Here is a 14,419-nt window from a genome sequence, read left to right as displayed (position 1 = left end):
ACATCCGGCAGCCATCTGCCACTGGACTACCCCGGGTCAGGCGCGCAGGTGGAGCTTCGCGTGGTCGGGATCGTCGACGACGAACGGCCGGGGCGCGCGCGGCAGCCAGGTGTGCGTCACGTGGTCGACCACGTGCACTCCGTCGGGTGAGGCGATCTCGACGACGCCGTCTGGCACCTCGCCGTCGTGCAGCGCGTTCCAGACCAGCCACTCGCGGCGCTTGCGACGGTTGCGGATCGAGGTGGCGAACGACTCGGGGTTGGTCCAGTGGGCGAACTCGTCGCCGTCGAGCCACTTGAGCTCGACGCACAGCCCCTGCGGCAGCGCGAACATCTCGATGTGGTCGGGCGTCGTGCGGATCTCCCACTCCGGCGCCTTGGCATAGACGTAGTCGGGGCTCACCGGGAAGCCCCACTCCTCGATGTTGCGCAGGCCGAGGTCGAGGTAGGCCTTCTGGTCGGACTCGATGTAGAGCCCGTGCCGCGGGAAGCGGATCACCGCCTCAGCCATCCCGACCTGCCAGGACAGGTCGGCCATCGACACCTCGCCCTCGGTGGTGAGGACCATGTCGCCGTCCCACTTCCACGAGTAGCGGGTGCGCACGTGCGAGAAGCACCAGTTGTAGAAGTAGGCCAGGGAGTGCACCGAGCGCTCGTTGACAGCGAGGTGCTCGGCGCCCGCGCGGGCCACCGCGAAGGGGTACTCCTTCAGCGTGAACCTGTCGGCCAGGCCGTGCTCGGCGGCGACGCGCAGCGCCTCCTCGCCGGTGCCGTCGTCGGAGCCGTTGTCGACCAGCAGCACGTGGTCGCAGGCGCGCAGCAGGGGCGGGAGCACGAACCGCAGTCCGGGCGCCTCGTTCTTGACCCGCAGCACCGCGGTCGCACCGCGGCGCAGTGCCCCCGGTCCCCCGCGTGACTCGGCCCAGGGCCAGACGATGTCGAAGTCCTCGTGCCCCTCGAGGTTGGTCAGGCCCTGACCGCCGCCGACCGGGACGCTCACTGCTGGTCGTCCCGCTCGCGCCCGAGCGCCCTGCGCACCCCGCGGCGCACGGACGGCGGGATGGCGGCGCGTACGTCGTGGGGGACCCGGTCGGCGAGCGACCTCGAGGGCTCCTCCGGCTGCGCCTCGGCCAGCGCCCGACGCCGCGCCTGGAGGCGCGAGTGCTCGGCGCTCGAGCGGCTGATGGCCGCGGCCTCCTCGTAGAGGTCGACGTACTCCTCACGGAGCTGGTCGAAGGTCGCCTGGCGCTCGGTGGTGTCGCCGCCCTCGTCGGCGAGCTTGTTGAGCTCCTCCCACGTCTGGCCGGTGAGCTCGTGCAGCCGCTTCGGCAGGGCGAGGTCGTCGAGGGTCGAGGTAACCCGGCGCAGGGTGGGGTCGATGAAGCGGTGGACCTCGCGGATCTGGTCGCTGCGGGTGTGGACGATCGTCTGCAGGTCGAGCGCGTGACCCAGTGCCGTCGTGGTCCTCACCCAGTCGCTCAGCAGGTCCTCGTAGCGGACGAAGACGCGGCCGCCGTCACCCTCCGCCGGCCGCGTGGCGCGCTCGGTGTGGAGCAGCATGTTGACCCAGCTGGCCGCGAGGTGGGCCGAGCCGAGCTTGTTGGCGTAGTACTTCTGCTTGGAGCCGACGACCTCGGCCGGCGCCCGGAGCATGGTGGCGAAGACCGGGGTCGCGCCGGTGCGGATCGCGGCCACGCGCCACAGCCCGAGGAACCAGCTCAGCCGCGGGTCCTTGATCACCAGCTCGGGATGCTCGGCGAAGTGCGGCTCGAGCCACTCGCTCACCCGGATCCGGGCCGGCTCGCGGCTGCAGATGCGACCGGTGTCGAACCAGGCGCTCGGGCGTGAGTCGCTGACCTGGACCAGTGCCTCGCTGAGCCACTCGTCGTGGACGTCGACGACCCACTGCGGCTCGCTGAAGCCGCGCGGGTTGGACTCGTCGGGCGGGACCTCCGGCAGCGGCACGTGCATGCCCAGCTTGGACACGATGCCGGCCAGCGTGCTGGTGCCGCTGCGGCCGGCGCCGGCGACGAAGAGGACCTTCCGCGGCACTCCGTCGGGGTTCATCTCGTCGATCGCTCTGGGCTGCTCGGTCACGGCGGGCAGCCTACCGGCGGCTAGGGTCGCGACCCATGAGACGCCTGTTCGGTCGCGCGCCGCTCCTCGGCGTGGTGATCCCGGCCTGGGGCGTGGAGGACTACCTCGACGACTGCGTCCGGTCGCTGCTGGCGCAGACCCACCGGCGGTGGGAGGCGGTCATCGTCGACGACGGGTCGAGCGACCGGACCGGCGAGATCGCCGACGAGTGGGCCCGCCGCGACACCCGCATCACCGTCGTGCACTCCGTCAACGGCGGCCTGGGCGCGGCCCGCAACCTCGGCGTGCAGCACGTGCGCGGCGACCACCTCGCCTTCCTCGACTCCGACGACGTCCTCCCCCCGACGGCGTACGCCGACCTGGTCGGGGCGCTCGCGGACTCGGGCTCCGACTTCGCGACCGGCTCGATCGTGCGCTGGGAGGGCGACCAGCTGGTCGAACCGCCGTGGATGCGCCGGCTGCACCGTCCCCTCCGGGGAGCGCGCATCGAGGACCGGCCGGAGATCCTCGGCGACGTCTTCGCGTGGAACAAGGTCTGGCGACGCTCGTTCTGGGACGAGGCCGGCCTGACCTGGCCCGAGGGCACCCGCTACGAGGACCAGCCGACCACGACCCGGTCCTTCCTCGACGCGACCTTCGACGTGCTCGACGAGGTCGTCTACCACTGGCGCATCCGCCCGGGGTCGATCACCCAGACCCGCGCCTCGTCGGTGCAGGACCTCGCCGACCGCTGGGAGACCAAGCGGACGAGCCTCGCCTCCGTCCGGGCGCACGGCTCGGTCGAGGTGGAGCAGGTCTTCGTCGACCGGGTGCTCGCCGGTGACCTGTGGCGCTACTTACTGCTGGTGCCGGGCTGCACGCCCGAGTGGTGGCGGCTGCTGCGCTCCGGCGTGCTCGAGCTCTGGGGGACGCGCACCCTCGTCGGGAGCGGGCTCCCGCCGGTGCACCGGCTGGCGGGTTGGCTGGTGGCCGAGGACCGACGCGCCGAGGTCACCTCGCTCATGGAGTGGGTCGCCACCCTCGACGGACCGGTCCCGCGCGTCCAGGACGTCGCGACCGGCGCCTGGCGGCTGTCGATCCCGCACACGGTGCTCGACGAGACCACCGTGGCTCCCGAGGCCCTGGCACTGCGGGACCACGAGGTCTGACCCGCGACACGGCGGACCGGACAGTCAGCGAGCCTCGAGACCACGCTGATGAACGTGATCTCGAGGCTCGTCGCTGCTGCTGCTCGTGCCCCGACCTTGCGGGAGGTCAGAGCAGGTCGTTGGACTCCAGGAACTCCTTGGCCACGTCCTCCGGCTTGGCCCGGTCGACGGCGATCTTGCCGTTGAGCTCGGTGAGGTTCTCGGTGGTGAGGGCGGCCATCAGCGGGTTGAGGATGTCGGCGACGTCGGGGTTGTCGGCGAGGAAGTCGGCCGAGACCGCGGGCACGAGGTTCTGGGCGGGCTGGATCTGCTTGTCGTCGTCGAGCACGACGAGGCCCTGGGACTCCAGGGTGCCGTCGGTGGTCGAGGTCTCGCCCAGCTGCGACTCGCCGTCGATGACGGACTTGTAGGTCTGGGCGGAGGCGTAGCCGAGCTCGAGGACCTTGGTCACGTCGATGCCGTAGTCGTCGGACAGGCCGCCCTCGCAGTCGAGGCGTCCCTTGCAGTCGGGCGCCGCGGCGAGCACGACGCTCTTGCCCTCGAGGTCGGACAGCGTGCTCAGGCCCTCGGAGTCGGCGTAGTCCTGGGTGACGAAGAAGGCGTTGGTGTCGGTGGCCGGGGAGATGTCGAGCAGCTCGATGCCGGCGTCCTTCAGCAGGGTGGCGCCGTCGTCGGCGAGCTGCTGGCCGTCACCGGCCTCGAAGGGCTTGGCGCTGTCGCCGTTGGCCTGGGTGTTGAGGAAGTTGACGATGCCACCGACGTACTCGGGGACGATGTCGACGTCTCCGGGGAAGGTCGGCATGTAGGCGTCACGCGAGTCGACGAGCTTGGTCTCGACCGTGTAGCCGGCGTTCTCCAGGAGCTGCTGGTACATCGAGGCGACGAGCGTGGCCTCGGGGAAGTTCTGGCCCGCGACGGTGACCGAACCCTTGTCGCCACCCGACGAGCTCGGGCTGTCGGAGGCGTTGTCGCTGGAGAGGTCGTCACCGGCGCAGCCGGTGAGCGTGAGCGCGGTGGCGGCGAGGACCGCGGCGAGCGTGCGAACGATGGGCATGGTGGTCCTTCTGTGTCCCGCAGCGAGAGCTGCGCGTGTCCGGAAAAGCGACGTCAGCCGACGGTTTCGGCGTGCTCGTCCACCGTAGACCCGGTGACCGACAATGCGTCAGTGTGCCCACCTGAAGGGGTGCTCCGACGGGTGCTGTCGACCGCCCTCTGGGTGAACGCGGCGAGCAGCTCGAGCACGAGCGCGACCGCCGCCACGACGAGCGCCCCGGCGATGCCCTTGCCGTAGTTGGAGCGGAAGAACCCGTCGGTGATGATCTGCCCGAGCCCGGGTCCCGCGACGAGCGCCGCGATCGTGGCGGTCGCCCACACCTGCACCAGCGCCAGCCGGAGCCCGGAGACCACGAGCGGCAGGCCGAGCGGCAGCTCGACGCGCCAGAACTGCTGCCACCCCGTCATGCCCATGCCCCTCGCCGCCTCCCGCACCTCGGGTGCGACCTCGCGCATGGCGACGTAGGAGTTGGTGATGATGGGCGGCAGCGCGAACAGGGTCAGGGCGATGAGGGTGGCGAGACCGGCGCGGCCGTAGGGGCCGAGCTGCGCGGCACCGGGCCACGGCGCGACCACGAGCAGGGCCAGCAGCGCGAAGGTCGGGATGGCACGGCCGACGTTGGAGATGTTGATCGCGAGGAAGCCGCCGCGGCCGAGGTGCCCCAGCCACAGCGCGATCGGCAGCCCGACGACCATCGCCATCAGCAGCGCGGTGACGGTGAGCAGCAGCTGCTGGCCGAGCAGGGCGGCGATGCCGTCGCTGCCCGACCAGTTGGCGCCGGCGGACAGGTAGGTCCACATGTCGCTGAAGACCCTCATGCGGGGCCCCCGCGGCGTTGTTCGGTGGAGGAGCGGAGCGGGGGAGGCGAAGAACGTCGTGGGGTGTTCATGCGCGCGCTCCCCTCGTCCACGGGGTCATGACCCTCTGGGCCAGCACCAGCAGTCCGTCCAGCACGAACGCGAGCAGCACGCACAGCAGGGACGCCGTGAAGAGCTCGGCGCGGAAGTCGGTCAGCACGCCGTCCTTGATCAGGTTGCCGAGACCGCCGTAGGCCACGAGGGACCCGACGGTCGTCAGGGCCACGGTCGACACCGTGGCGACCCGGAGACCGGCCATCATCACCGGCAGCGCGAGCGGCAGCTCCACCTTGAGCAGCAGCTGACCGCGGCCGTAGCCGAGACCGGTGGCCGACTCGCGCACCTCGTCGGGCACCGACCGCAGGCCCTCCAGCAGGCTGCGCACCAGGATCGTCAGGGCGTACAGCGCGAGGCCGATCACCACGGTCGTGGCGGTCAGCCCGGTGAACGGCACCAGCAGCGGGAACAGCGCGAGCGAGGGCACCGTGTAGATCCCCGTGGTGGCCGCGAGGATCGTCGACTCCAGCCGTGGCAGCCGCCGCGCGGCCAGCGCGAGCGGGAAGGCGATCAGGAGCCCGAGGACCACCGAGACGACGGTGATCCCGATGTGCTGGATCGTCGCGTCGACGATCTCCTGCTGCCGATCCGAGACGTAGGCCGGACAGATCCAGTCGTTGACGAGCTGGCTGTAGCAGCTCGGGTCGTCGGCGACTCCCAGTAAGGTCACCGCATGGACGCTACACGGGGCAGCGACTCGGCCGTCGACGCGATGATCCGGCTCGAGGGCGTGGGCAAGACCTACCCGGACGGGACCGTGGCCGTCCACGAGCTCGACCTCGAGGTCTCCCGCGGCGAGATGGTCTGCCTCGTCGGTCCGTCCGGGTGCGGCAAGTCGACGACGCTGAAGATGATCAACCGGCTGATCGAGCCCACGACCGGGCGGATCTGGCTCGACGGCGAGGACGTGACCGGCGCCGACCCGGTCGAGCTGCGCCGCGGCATCGGCTACGTCATCCAGCAGATCGGCCTGTTCCCGCACCAGCGCATCGAGCAGAACGTGATGACCGTCCCGCTGCTCTACGGCGAGTCGAAGTCGGTCGCCCGCGAGCGCGCCCACGAGCTGCTCGCCACGGTCGGGCTGGAGCCCGAGCAGTACGCCCGTCGCTACCCGCACGAGCTCTCGGGCGGCCAGCGGCAGCGGGTCGGCGTGGCCCGGGCGCTGGCCGCCAACCCGCCGGTCCTGCTGATGGACGAGCCGTTCGGAGCCGTCGACCCGGTCGTGCGCCACCGGCTGCAGGACGAGTTCCGCCGGCTCCAGGCCGAGCTCGGCAAGACCGTGGTGCTGGTGACCCACGACATCGACGAGGCGATCCGGATGGGCGACCGGGTGGCCGTGTTCGCCACCGGCGGCCGCCTGGCCCAGTACGCCACCCCGTCGGAGCTGCTCGCGCACCCGGCCGACGAGCAGGTCGCCGACTTCGTGGGCGCCGGGGGCCTGCGCACGCTCACCGTCACCCGGCTCCGCGAGGAGCACCTCGAGCCGCTCGACGGCATCTCCACCGGCGACCTGGGCGCGGCGATCGACATCGACTCCTCCCTCGAGGACGCCCTCGCCGCGATGCTGCGCGACGACAAGCCGATGGTGGGCGTGCGCCGCGGCCCGACGTTCCTCGGCGTGCTCACCCCGGCGGGTGTGCACCAGGCGCTGCGCGAGTCGCTCCGCTGACTCTGGAGTCTCCGGATATCCGGTGACCACCTCGCTTGTCGGCCGAGATCTGGGGGTCGAGGCGGGAGTCTCGGGTGCAAAGGGTGCCGGACCTACCGGACCGGCACGTCCCGGTGCCAGGACTCGGTGACGTACTTCGTGCCCCAGCCCATCGAGCGGTAGAGGCTGTCGGCCCCGGTGGGCGAGTCGGCGTCGACCTCGAGGCCGACACGGTCGCGGCCGCGGGAGGCGGCGTCGGCGATGATCGTGCGCAGCAGACCGGTGGCGACCCCGCGACCGCGGGCGGACTCGAGGACGCCGAGGTAGGAGACGTACGACCCGTCGGGACCGGTGGCGGACTCGCTCACCGTGCCGACGAGCGCGCCGGCGGCCTCGCCGTCCTCGAGCTCGGCGAGCCACCAGTGGTCCCACCGGTGGCCCGGGTCCTCCCGGAGCCGGTGGACGAACTCCTGCAGGGTCTCCTCGGCGGAGTTGAAGTGGTCGGTGAACGCGCCCTCGAGCACGTCGTGGACGGCCCGCAGGTCGGCGACGTCGGGCATGCCGTCCCCCTGCCGCTCGACCCGCCGGAACACGACGCCCTTGCGCTCCCAGCGCGACGGGTCCGGCACCAGCTCGGCCTCCTCCGCCTCCACGGAGCGGCTCATCTGCCACCAGGTGCGCACCCGGTCGAAGCCGGCGTCGGCCAGCCAGCGGTGCTGACGCTCGTCGTCGGCGAAGGAGCCGGAGTCGATCTGCTGGGTCGCCAGGCCGCGGGCCTCGCCGACCGCCCTCGCCTGCGCGTCGGCCCACGCGAAGAGCGTGCTGCTGCAGGCGTCCGCGGCGCGCTCGTCGATGTCGCGGTCGACCACGTGCACGAAGAGCATCCGTCCCTCGGCCCGGTCGTGGACGCTGCCCCACGCCTGGATCCGATCGCCGGCATCGCGGACCACGACGTTCTCCCGCATCGCCACGCCGTGCTCGGAGATCTCGACCAGCACGTCGTCCGCACCCGCGCCGGCCCAGCCCCGGCCCGCGCGCTCGTGGGCGCGGAGCAGCTCGGTCAGCCGGTCGACGGTGGCCTCGTCGGCAGCGTCCGGCGTGTCGGCGTACCACCCGTCGGGAAGTCCCGGGTCCTCGGGCAGCGCGTCGGAGGGGTCGCTCTCGAACCGGTTGTCCTCGGGAATCACGTCAGGTCATTCTTCCGCACGCTGCCCGCCGGACGTCGGGCGGTGCGTGGGACAGGTGCGTGAGGCAGGTTCCGTGCGTCGAGAAGGTGTCTCGCTCACCGCTCGCGGGGGCGGCGGCGGGAGTCAGGCGCTCTTGTGCGTCCGCGTGGCGGCCGCGCGGAGCGAGACCACCTCGGCGCGGAGCACGTCGAGCTCGGCCTCGAGCTCGGCGACCAGCACGATCGCCTCGGCGGCACGGCCCTCGGCATCGTCGCGCCCGCTCTGGGCGAGGTCGCGACCCCGCTCTGCGGCATCGGCGCGACGCGCCTCCTGGCCGCGCTTGAGGGTCTGCTCGGCGGCGTTCTTCTGCGCTGAGGAGAGCGCACGCTCGAGGACGTCGATGGCCTCCTCGCGGTCGGCGATCTTGCGCCGCATGTCGGCGGCGAACGCCGCGGACTCGGTCGTACGACGCTCGGTGAGCGCGCGGTACTCCTGGGCCTGCTCGGCGCGGTCCCGCGCGGCGTCTCGCCGGGCCTGCATCAGCTCGGAGTGGGTGATCCGGGTCGCGGCAGCACCGAGCAGCACCGCGAGGACCGCGGCGGCGGTGGTCAGGACGGCGGATCCCGACACCACAGCGGCGACCACGACGACTCCAGCGACCACCAGGAGGGTGACCGCGACGGCCAGCCGGGTGCTCCGCTGGCGGCGACGTGCCGGCGTACGGGACGCCTGTGACTGCTGTGACTGCTGGGAAGGCATGCGGCCAGACTAGGGCCGCGGCTCGCCGCCGTCGGCGCGACACGCACGCTCGAGCGCGAGCGAGGCGAGCATCACCACGCCCGCGCCGAGGGCCGCCACCACGGACCGGACGATCCAGCGGTCGGAGTACTGCGACTGGTCGCCGAGCCAGCTCACCGCGTAGCCGGCGTACCCGCCCGCCACGAGCGCACCTCCCAGGGCGCAGGCCCGGGCCAGCACGAGCCGGTTGACGGCCTGGTGCACCTCGAGACGCTCGCCGCGGACCTGGACGGTCTGCCAGGTGTGCCACGCCAGGAACGACATGATGCCGGCGACGAGCACCAGGGCGAGCGACTGGGTCCACGAGACGAGCGGCGGGCCACCGGCGATCCGCGTCATGAGCGGGTGGATCCCCCAGCCGAGCACGAGGCCGGTCACCGAGCAGGCCGTGAGGGCTCGGGCCGAGGTGGGGTGCAGGGTGCCGCGTGGCTCCGGAGGCTCGTCCTCCGGCCCGGTCCCGCTCATCCGGGTGCCGCTCGGGGGATGGTCACTCGACCTCGAGGGCCAGGTCCTCGCGCCTGCGCACGCCGGAGCCGTCGACGTCGGCGAGCAGGTCGGCGATCGGGCCCCGCTCCGGGAAGACCGCGTCGGGCTCGAGGTCGTGCCAGGGCTGGAGCACGAAGGCCCGCTGGTGGGCGCGCGGGTGGGGCAGTCGCAGGAAGTCCTCGTTGGAGCGACGGTCGCCGACGACGATCAGGTCGACGTCGAGCGTGCGCGGCGCGTTGCGGACCTCGCTGCGCTCACGCTCGTAGGCGTCCTCGATCGCCAGGGCGCGCTCCATCAGGCGGGCCGCCGGCAGGGTGGTGTCGGCCAGGACGACGGCGTTGAGGTAGGGCTTGGCCTCCTCGGGCGAGTCGACCGGCTCGGTCTCGTAGACGGGCGAGACGCCGGTGACGAAGAAGTCCGGGGTGTCGGCGAGTGCGTCGACGGCTCCCTGGAGCGACGAGAGCCGCTCCCCCAGGTTGGACCCCAGCGCGACCACCACCCGGCGGATCGGGTGCATCTCACCGGTGAGGGAGTCGGCGTCCACGATGTTGGGGTTGGGGGTCTCAGTCATGAGCGTTGCCTCGCGTTCTGGTGATCGTCAGCGCGACGTCCGAGTACGTCGCGTCGATGGGGGCATCAGGTTTGTGGAGCGTGACTCGCGCCCATTCAACACGAGTGTCCAACAGGCACACATCCGCGATGCGTTGCGCGACGGTTTCTATCAGGTCGACCGGCTCGCGCTCCACGGCGGCCTTCACGTCGGTCGTCAGCGAGCCGTAGTTGACCGTGTCCGCCAGGTCGTCCGAGGCGGCCGCGGGTCGGGTGTCGATGCCGAGGACCAGGTCGACCACGAAGGTCTGCCCCTCGCGCCGCTCGAACTCGAAGACGCCGTGGTGGGCCCAGCACTCGATCCCCGACACGGAGAGCTCATCGGTCACTGACCGCTCCCATCGCTGCTGCCACCGCGAGCGCGTCGCGGGTGGCTCGTACGTCGTGCACGCGGAGACAGTCGACGCCCCGGTCGGCCAGCAGCGCGACCAGCGCCACGTGCGCGTGCTCACGGTCCTCGATCGAGCGCGGACGGCCGTCGCGGGCCAGCAGGGAGCCGAGGAACGACTTGCGGCTCGCGCCGACCAGCAGCGGGCAGCCCAGCCCGTGCAGCACGTCGAGCGCGGCGAGCAGCTCCCAGTTGTGCCGCGGCTCCTTGGCGAAGCCCAGGCCCGGGTCGAGCAGCACCCGCTCGCGGCCGATCCCGGCGGCCTCGATCGCCTCGAGCCGCTCGCCCAGCTCGCGGCGCACGGTGTCGACGACACCGTCCGGCGAGTAGTCGGTGAAGTCCCGCATCCGGTCGGCGTGGGCGCGCCAGTGCATGGCGACGTAGGTGGCGCCACTGCCGGCGACGACGTCGAGGATGCGGGGGTCGGCGAGTCCGCCGGAGACGTCGTTGACGATCCGGGCGCCGGCCGCGAGGGCCGCCTCGGCGACCTCGGCGCGCATCGTGTCGACCGACACCAGGGCACCGCCTTCGGCGAGCTCGCGGATCACCGGGACGACGCGGTCGAGCTCCTCGGCGACGAGGGGACGGGTGGCGCCGGGCCGGGTGGACTCGCCGCCGATGTCGAGCAGGTCGGCACCCTGCGCCAGCAGCTCGCGCCCGTGGGCGACGGCCGCGTCGGTGGTGTCGTAGAGGCCGCCGTCGGAGAAGGAGTCGGGGGTGACGTTGACGATGCCCATCACCCGGGGGGGACGCGGCGCGGCGCCCTCGCTCACCTGGATCCCGCGTGGATCAGCGACATCGCCTCGGCGCGGGTGGCCTGGTCGGTCAGCATCGTGCCGCGCACCGCGGAGGTGATCGTGCGGGCCCCGGCCTTGCGCACCCCGCGCATGGTCATGCAGAGGTGCTCGGCCTCGATCACCACGATGGCACCGCGTGCCTCGAGGATCTCCATGAGCGCGTCGGCGACCTGGGTGGTCAGCCGCTCCTGGACCTGCGGACGCTTGGCGTAGACGTCGACGAGCCGGGCGAGCTTGGACAGACCGGTGATCTTGCCGCTCTCGGCCGGGATGTAGCCGACGTGGGCGACGCCGGTGAAGGGCACGAGGTGGTGCTCGCACATCGACCACAGCTCGATGTCGCGGACCAGCACCATCTCGTCGTGGCCGAGGTCGAAGGTGGTGGTGAGCATCTCCGCCGCGGTCTGGCGCATGCCCTGCGTCAGCTCGGCGTACGCCCGAGCCACCCGCGCCGGCGTCTCGAGCAGCCCCTCGCGGTCGGGGTCCTCGCCGATGGCGGCGAGCAGCTCGCGGACCGCAGCCTCGGCCCGCGCGTGGTCGAACGGCGGCACCTCCTCGGGCGCCACCTCCGGCGTGGAGATCCGGTCGGTCACGGCGCGTCCGGGCGTGGCGGGGCCGGGGTGTCCGTGCCCGGGTCGGGAGTGCCGTGCATGTCACCACCAGCACCGGGCGGCGTGAGGATCACGTTGCCCTCGGCCTCCTGGGCGGCCGCCTCCGCGTTGACGCGGTCGCGGATCTCCTGCGGGATGTCGACCGGCGGGATGGACGACGGGACCCGCTCGGGCGAACCGGTCCACGCGGGGCGGTTGGGACGCCGGGTGAGGGGCTCGAAGATCGTCGCGATCTCCGCCTTGTCGAGCGTCTCCTTGTCGAGCAGCGCGAGCACCAGCGCGTCGAGGACGTCGCGGTTGGTCTCCAGGATCTCGAACGCCTCCTGGTGCGCGTGGCCCAGCAGCTTCTTGACCTCCCCGTCGACCGCGGCGGCGGTCTCCTCGGAGTAGTTGCGCGTGTGGCCCATGTCGCGGCCCAGGAAGGGCTCGGAGTTGCTGTCCCCGAGCTTGACCGCGCCGAGGCGCTCGGTCATGCCGTACTGGGTCACCATCGCGCGTGCCAGCCCGGTGGCCTTCTCGATGTCGTTGCCCGCACCGGAGGTGACGTCGTGGAAGATCAGCGCCTCCGCCGCCATCCCGCCGAGCATGTAGGCGAGGGAGTCGAGCATCTCGCTGCGGGTCTGGGAGTACTTGTCGCGGTCGGGCAGCACCATGGTGTAGCCCAGCGCGCGACCGCGCGGCAGGATCGTGACCTTGTGCACCGGGTCGGTGCCGGGCAGGGCCGCGGCGACCAGGGCGTGGCCGCCCTCGTGGTAGGCGGTGATGAGCTTCTCGCGCTCGCTCATCAGGCGCGTACGCCGCTGCGGACCGGCGATGACGCGGTCGATGGCCTCGTCGAGCGAGGCGTCGGTGATGAGCTTCTCGTTGCTGCGGGCGGTGAGCAGCGCGGCCTCGTTGAGCACGTTGGCCAGGTCGGCACCGGTGAAGCCCGGCGTGCGACGCGCGATGCTGAGCAGGTCGATGTCCTGCGCGATCGGCTTGCCGCGCGAGTGGACCTTGAGGATCTGGTGACGGCCGTTGAGGTCCGGCGCGTCGACCTGGATCTGGCGGTCGAAGCGGCCCGGTCGCAGCAGCGCGGGGTCGAGCACGTCGGGCCGGTTGGTGGCGGCGATGAGGATGACGCCGCCGCGCACGTCGAAGCCATCCATCTCGACCAGCAGCTGGTTGAGGGTCTGCTCGCGCTCGTCGTGGCCGCCGCCCATGCCGGCGCCGCGGTGGCGACCGACGGCGTCGATCTCGTCGATGAAGACGATCGCCGGCGCGTTCTCCTTGGCCTGCTCGAACAGGTCGCGCACGCGCGAGGCGCCCACACCGACGAACATCTCGACGAAGTCGGAGCCGGAGATCGAGTAGAAGGGGGTGCCGGCCTCGCCGGCAACGGCGCGGGCCAGCAGCGTCTTGCCGGTGCCGGGCGGGCCGTAGAGCAGGACGCCCTTGGGGATCTTGGCGCCGACGGCCTGGAACTTGGCCGGGTCGGTGAGGAACTCCTTGATCTCGCCGAGCTCCTCGATCGCCTCCTCGCAGCCGGCGACGTCGCTGAACGTCGTCTTCGGCATGTCCTTGCTGATCAGCTTGGCCTTGGACTTGCCGAACTGCATGACGCCGCGACCACCGCCGCCCTGGGCCTGGTTCATCAAGAAGATGAACAGCAAGATGATCAGCGCGAACGGCAGGAGCGTGGCCAGCAGCGAGCCGAGGAAGCTGGGCTGGGGGAACTCGGAGTTGGAGTCCTTGATCTTGCCTGCCGCGACCTGCTCGTCGACGGCGGCCAGGATGCCTTCTTGCTGACCGTCGATGTAGTAGGCGACGACCTTGTCGCCGTCCTCGCGCACGCCCTTGTCGAGGGTGGCCCGGATCTCCTGGTCGACACCGTTGAACTCGATCTCGTCGACCTGGCCGTCGGCGATGTACTTCGAGAGGGTCGAGGTCTTGACCTCGTCGTAGCCATCACTGGGTGCGAGGAACTGGATCGCCAGCAGCACCGCGAAGGCGGACAGGACGATCCACAGCCAGGGGCCCTTGAATATGCGCTTCACAGGCAACTTTCGAGTGTGTCGACAGATGAATGACGCGACGCTACACGCCGCTCGGACACCATTGTTTCAGGCGGGGTGAAGCCTGGCGACGCCGCGGGCGGGGTCGACCGGCGGATCAGGAGTAGACGTGGGGCGCGAGGGTGCCGATGTCACGCAGGTTGCGGTAGCGCTCGCGGTAGTCCAGGCCGTAGCCGACGACGAACTCGTTGGGGATGTCCCAGCCGACGTACTTGGGCTCGACGGGCATCGACAGCGCCTCCGGCTTGCGCAGCAGCGTGGCGATCTCGACGCTGGCGGGGCTGCGGCTGGACAGGTTGTTGACCAGCCAGCTCAGCGTCAGGCCGGTGTCGATGATCTCGTCGACGATCAGCACGTCGCGACCGCTGATGTCGGTGTCGAGGTCCTTGAGGATCCGCACGACACCGCTCGACTTCGTGCCCGAGCCGTAGGAGCTGACCGCCATCCAGTCCATCTCCAGGTGGCGCGGCATCGCGCGCGCCAGGTCGGCCATGACCATCACCGCCCCGCGCAGGACGCCGACCACCAGCAGGTCACGCCCCTCGTAGTCCTCGGTGATCTGCAGGGCCATCTCGCCCAGCCGCTGCTGGATCTGGGCCTCGCTGAAGAGGACGTTGACCAGGTCGTGCTCCACGTGGGACGTGTCCATG

The 14,419-nt window shown here is 71.4% G+C and carries 16 protein-coding genes; 2 read left to right on the top strand and 14 right to left on the bottom strand.

What is annotated here, in order from left to right; all coding sequences use genetic code 11:
• Positions 1-36: 36 nt before the first annotated feature.
• A complete protein-coding gene (locus IEZ25_RS14125; RefSeq protein ID WP_191200065.1) occupies positions 37-999 on the bottom strand; it encodes a glycosyltransferase in 963 nt (320 codons plus the stop codon).
• A complete protein-coding gene (locus tag IEZ25_RS14120; protein ID WP_318152236.1) occupies positions 996-2,096 on the bottom strand; it encodes a sulfotransferase family protein in 1,101 nt (366 codons plus the stop codon). The genes IEZ25_RS14125 and IEZ25_RS14120 overlap by 4 nt, the downstream gene beginning before the upstream one ends.
• Positions 2,097-2,131: 35 nt before the next feature.
• Here IEZ25_RS14120 and IEZ25_RS14115 point away from each other — a divergent pair, with 35 nt between their 5' ends.
• Positions 2,132-3,244 (top strand): glycosyltransferase family 2 protein, encoded by a 1,113-nt coding sequence (locus tag IEZ25_RS14115; RefSeq protein ID WP_191200064.1) that lies wholly within the window; start codon positions 2,132-2,134, stop codon positions 3,242-3,244.
• 106 nt (positions 3,245-3,350) lie between these two features.
• Here the strand turns inward: IEZ25_RS14115 and IEZ25_RS14110 are convergent, their stop codons facing one another.
• From IEZ25_RS14110 to IEZ25_RS14100, 3 genes are all read right to left on the bottom strand, one after another.
• A complete protein-coding gene (locus tag IEZ25_RS14110; protein WP_191200063.1) occupies positions 3,351-4,298 on the bottom strand; it encodes an ABC transporter substrate-binding protein in 948 nt (315 codons plus the stop codon).
• A gap of 53 nt (positions 4,299-4,351) precedes the next feature.
• Positions 4,352-5,116 (bottom strand): ABC transporter permease, encoded by a 765-nt coding sequence (locus IEZ25_RS14105; protein WP_191200062.1) that lies wholly within the window; start codon positions 5,114-5,116, stop codon positions 4,352-4,354.
• Positions 5,117-5,183: 67 nt separating this feature from the next.
• A complete protein-coding gene (locus IEZ25_RS14100) occupies positions 5,184-5,882 on the bottom strand; it encodes an ABC transporter permease (RefSeq protein WP_191200061.1) in 699 nt (232 codons plus the stop codon).
• Positions 5,883-5,885: 3 nt separating this feature from the next.
• Here IEZ25_RS14100 and IEZ25_RS14095 point away from each other — a divergent pair, with 3 nt between their 5' ends.
• Positions 5,886-6,881 (top strand): ABC transporter ATP-binding protein, encoded by a 996-nt coding sequence (locus IEZ25_RS14095; protein ID WP_191200060.1) that lies wholly within the window; start codon positions 5,886-5,888, stop codon positions 6,879-6,881.
• A 92-nt stretch (positions 6,882-6,973) separates the two neighbouring features.
• Here IEZ25_RS14095 and IEZ25_RS14090 read toward each other — a convergent pair whose 3' ends face one another.
• From IEZ25_RS14090 to hpt, 9 genes are all read right to left on the bottom strand, one after another.
• Positions 6,974-8,047, bottom strand: coding sequence for a GNAT family N-acetyltransferase (locus tag IEZ25_RS14090; RefSeq protein WP_318152235.1), 1,074 nt, complete (start codon positions 8,045-8,047; stop codon positions 6,974-6,976).
• A gap of 123 nt (positions 8,048-8,170) precedes the next feature.
• Positions 8,171-8,785, bottom strand: coding sequence for a hypothetical protein (locus tag IEZ25_RS14085; RefSeq protein WP_191200059.1), 615 nt, complete (start codon positions 8,783-8,785; stop codon positions 8,171-8,173).
• Positions 8,786-8,794: 9 nt separating this feature from the next.
• Entirely contained in the window at positions 8,795-9,289 is a 495-nt protein-coding gene (locus tag IEZ25_RS14080; protein WP_191200058.1) for a DUF3180 domain-containing protein, read from the bottom strand.
• Between the two features lie 22 nt (positions 9,290-9,311).
• Entirely contained in the window at positions 9,312-9,881 is a 570-nt protein-coding gene (gene folK / locus IEZ25_RS14075; RefSeq protein WP_191200057.1) for a 2-amino-4-hydroxy-6-hydroxymethyldihydropteridine diphosphokinase, read from the bottom strand.
• On the bottom strand, positions 9,874-10,248 hold the full coding sequence (folB, locus tag IEZ25_RS14070) for a dihydroneopterin aldolase (protein WP_191200056.1): 375 nt from the start codon (positions 10,246-10,248) through the stop codon (positions 9,874-9,876). Before folB ends, folK begins: the two co-directional genes overlap by 8 nt.
• Positions 10,238-11,044 (bottom strand): dihydropteroate synthase, encoded by an 807-nt coding sequence (gene folP, locus IEZ25_RS14065; RefSeq protein WP_191200162.1) that lies wholly within the window; start codon positions 11,042-11,044, stop codon positions 10,238-10,240. Before folP ends, folB begins: the two co-directional genes overlap by 11 nt.
• Positions 11,045-11,076: 32 nt before the next feature.
• On the bottom strand, positions 11,077-11,697 hold the full coding sequence (gene folE, locus IEZ25_RS14060) for a GTP cyclohydrolase I FolE (protein ID WP_318152234.1): 621 nt from the start codon (positions 11,695-11,697) through the stop codon (positions 11,077-11,079).
• The gene (gene ftsH, locus IEZ25_RS14055; RefSeq protein WP_344057203.1) at positions 11,694-13,751 is read right to left on the bottom strand and encodes an ATP-dependent zinc metalloprotease FtsH; all 2,058 of its coding nucleotides are present in this window, start codon (positions 13,749-13,751) and stop codon (positions 11,694-11,696) included. The genes folE and ftsH overlap by 4 nt, the downstream gene beginning before the upstream one ends.
• A gap of 115 nt (positions 13,752-13,866) precedes the next feature.
• On the bottom strand, positions 13,867-14,418 hold the full coding sequence (hpt, locus tag IEZ25_RS14050; RefSeq protein WP_191200054.1) for a hypoxanthine phosphoribosyltransferase: 552 nt from the start codon (positions 14,416-14,418) through the stop codon (positions 13,867-13,869).
• Position 14,419 lies beyond the last annotated feature (1 nt).

Origin of the sequence: Nocardioides hwasunensis (assembly GCF_014779665.1) — a bacterium.
GTDB classification, from domain to species: Bacteria; Actinomycetota; Actinomycetes; order Propionibacteriales; family Nocardioidaceae; genus Nocardioides; species Nocardioides hwasunensis.
This window is presented reverse-complemented; position numbering and strand designations above follow the sequence as displayed.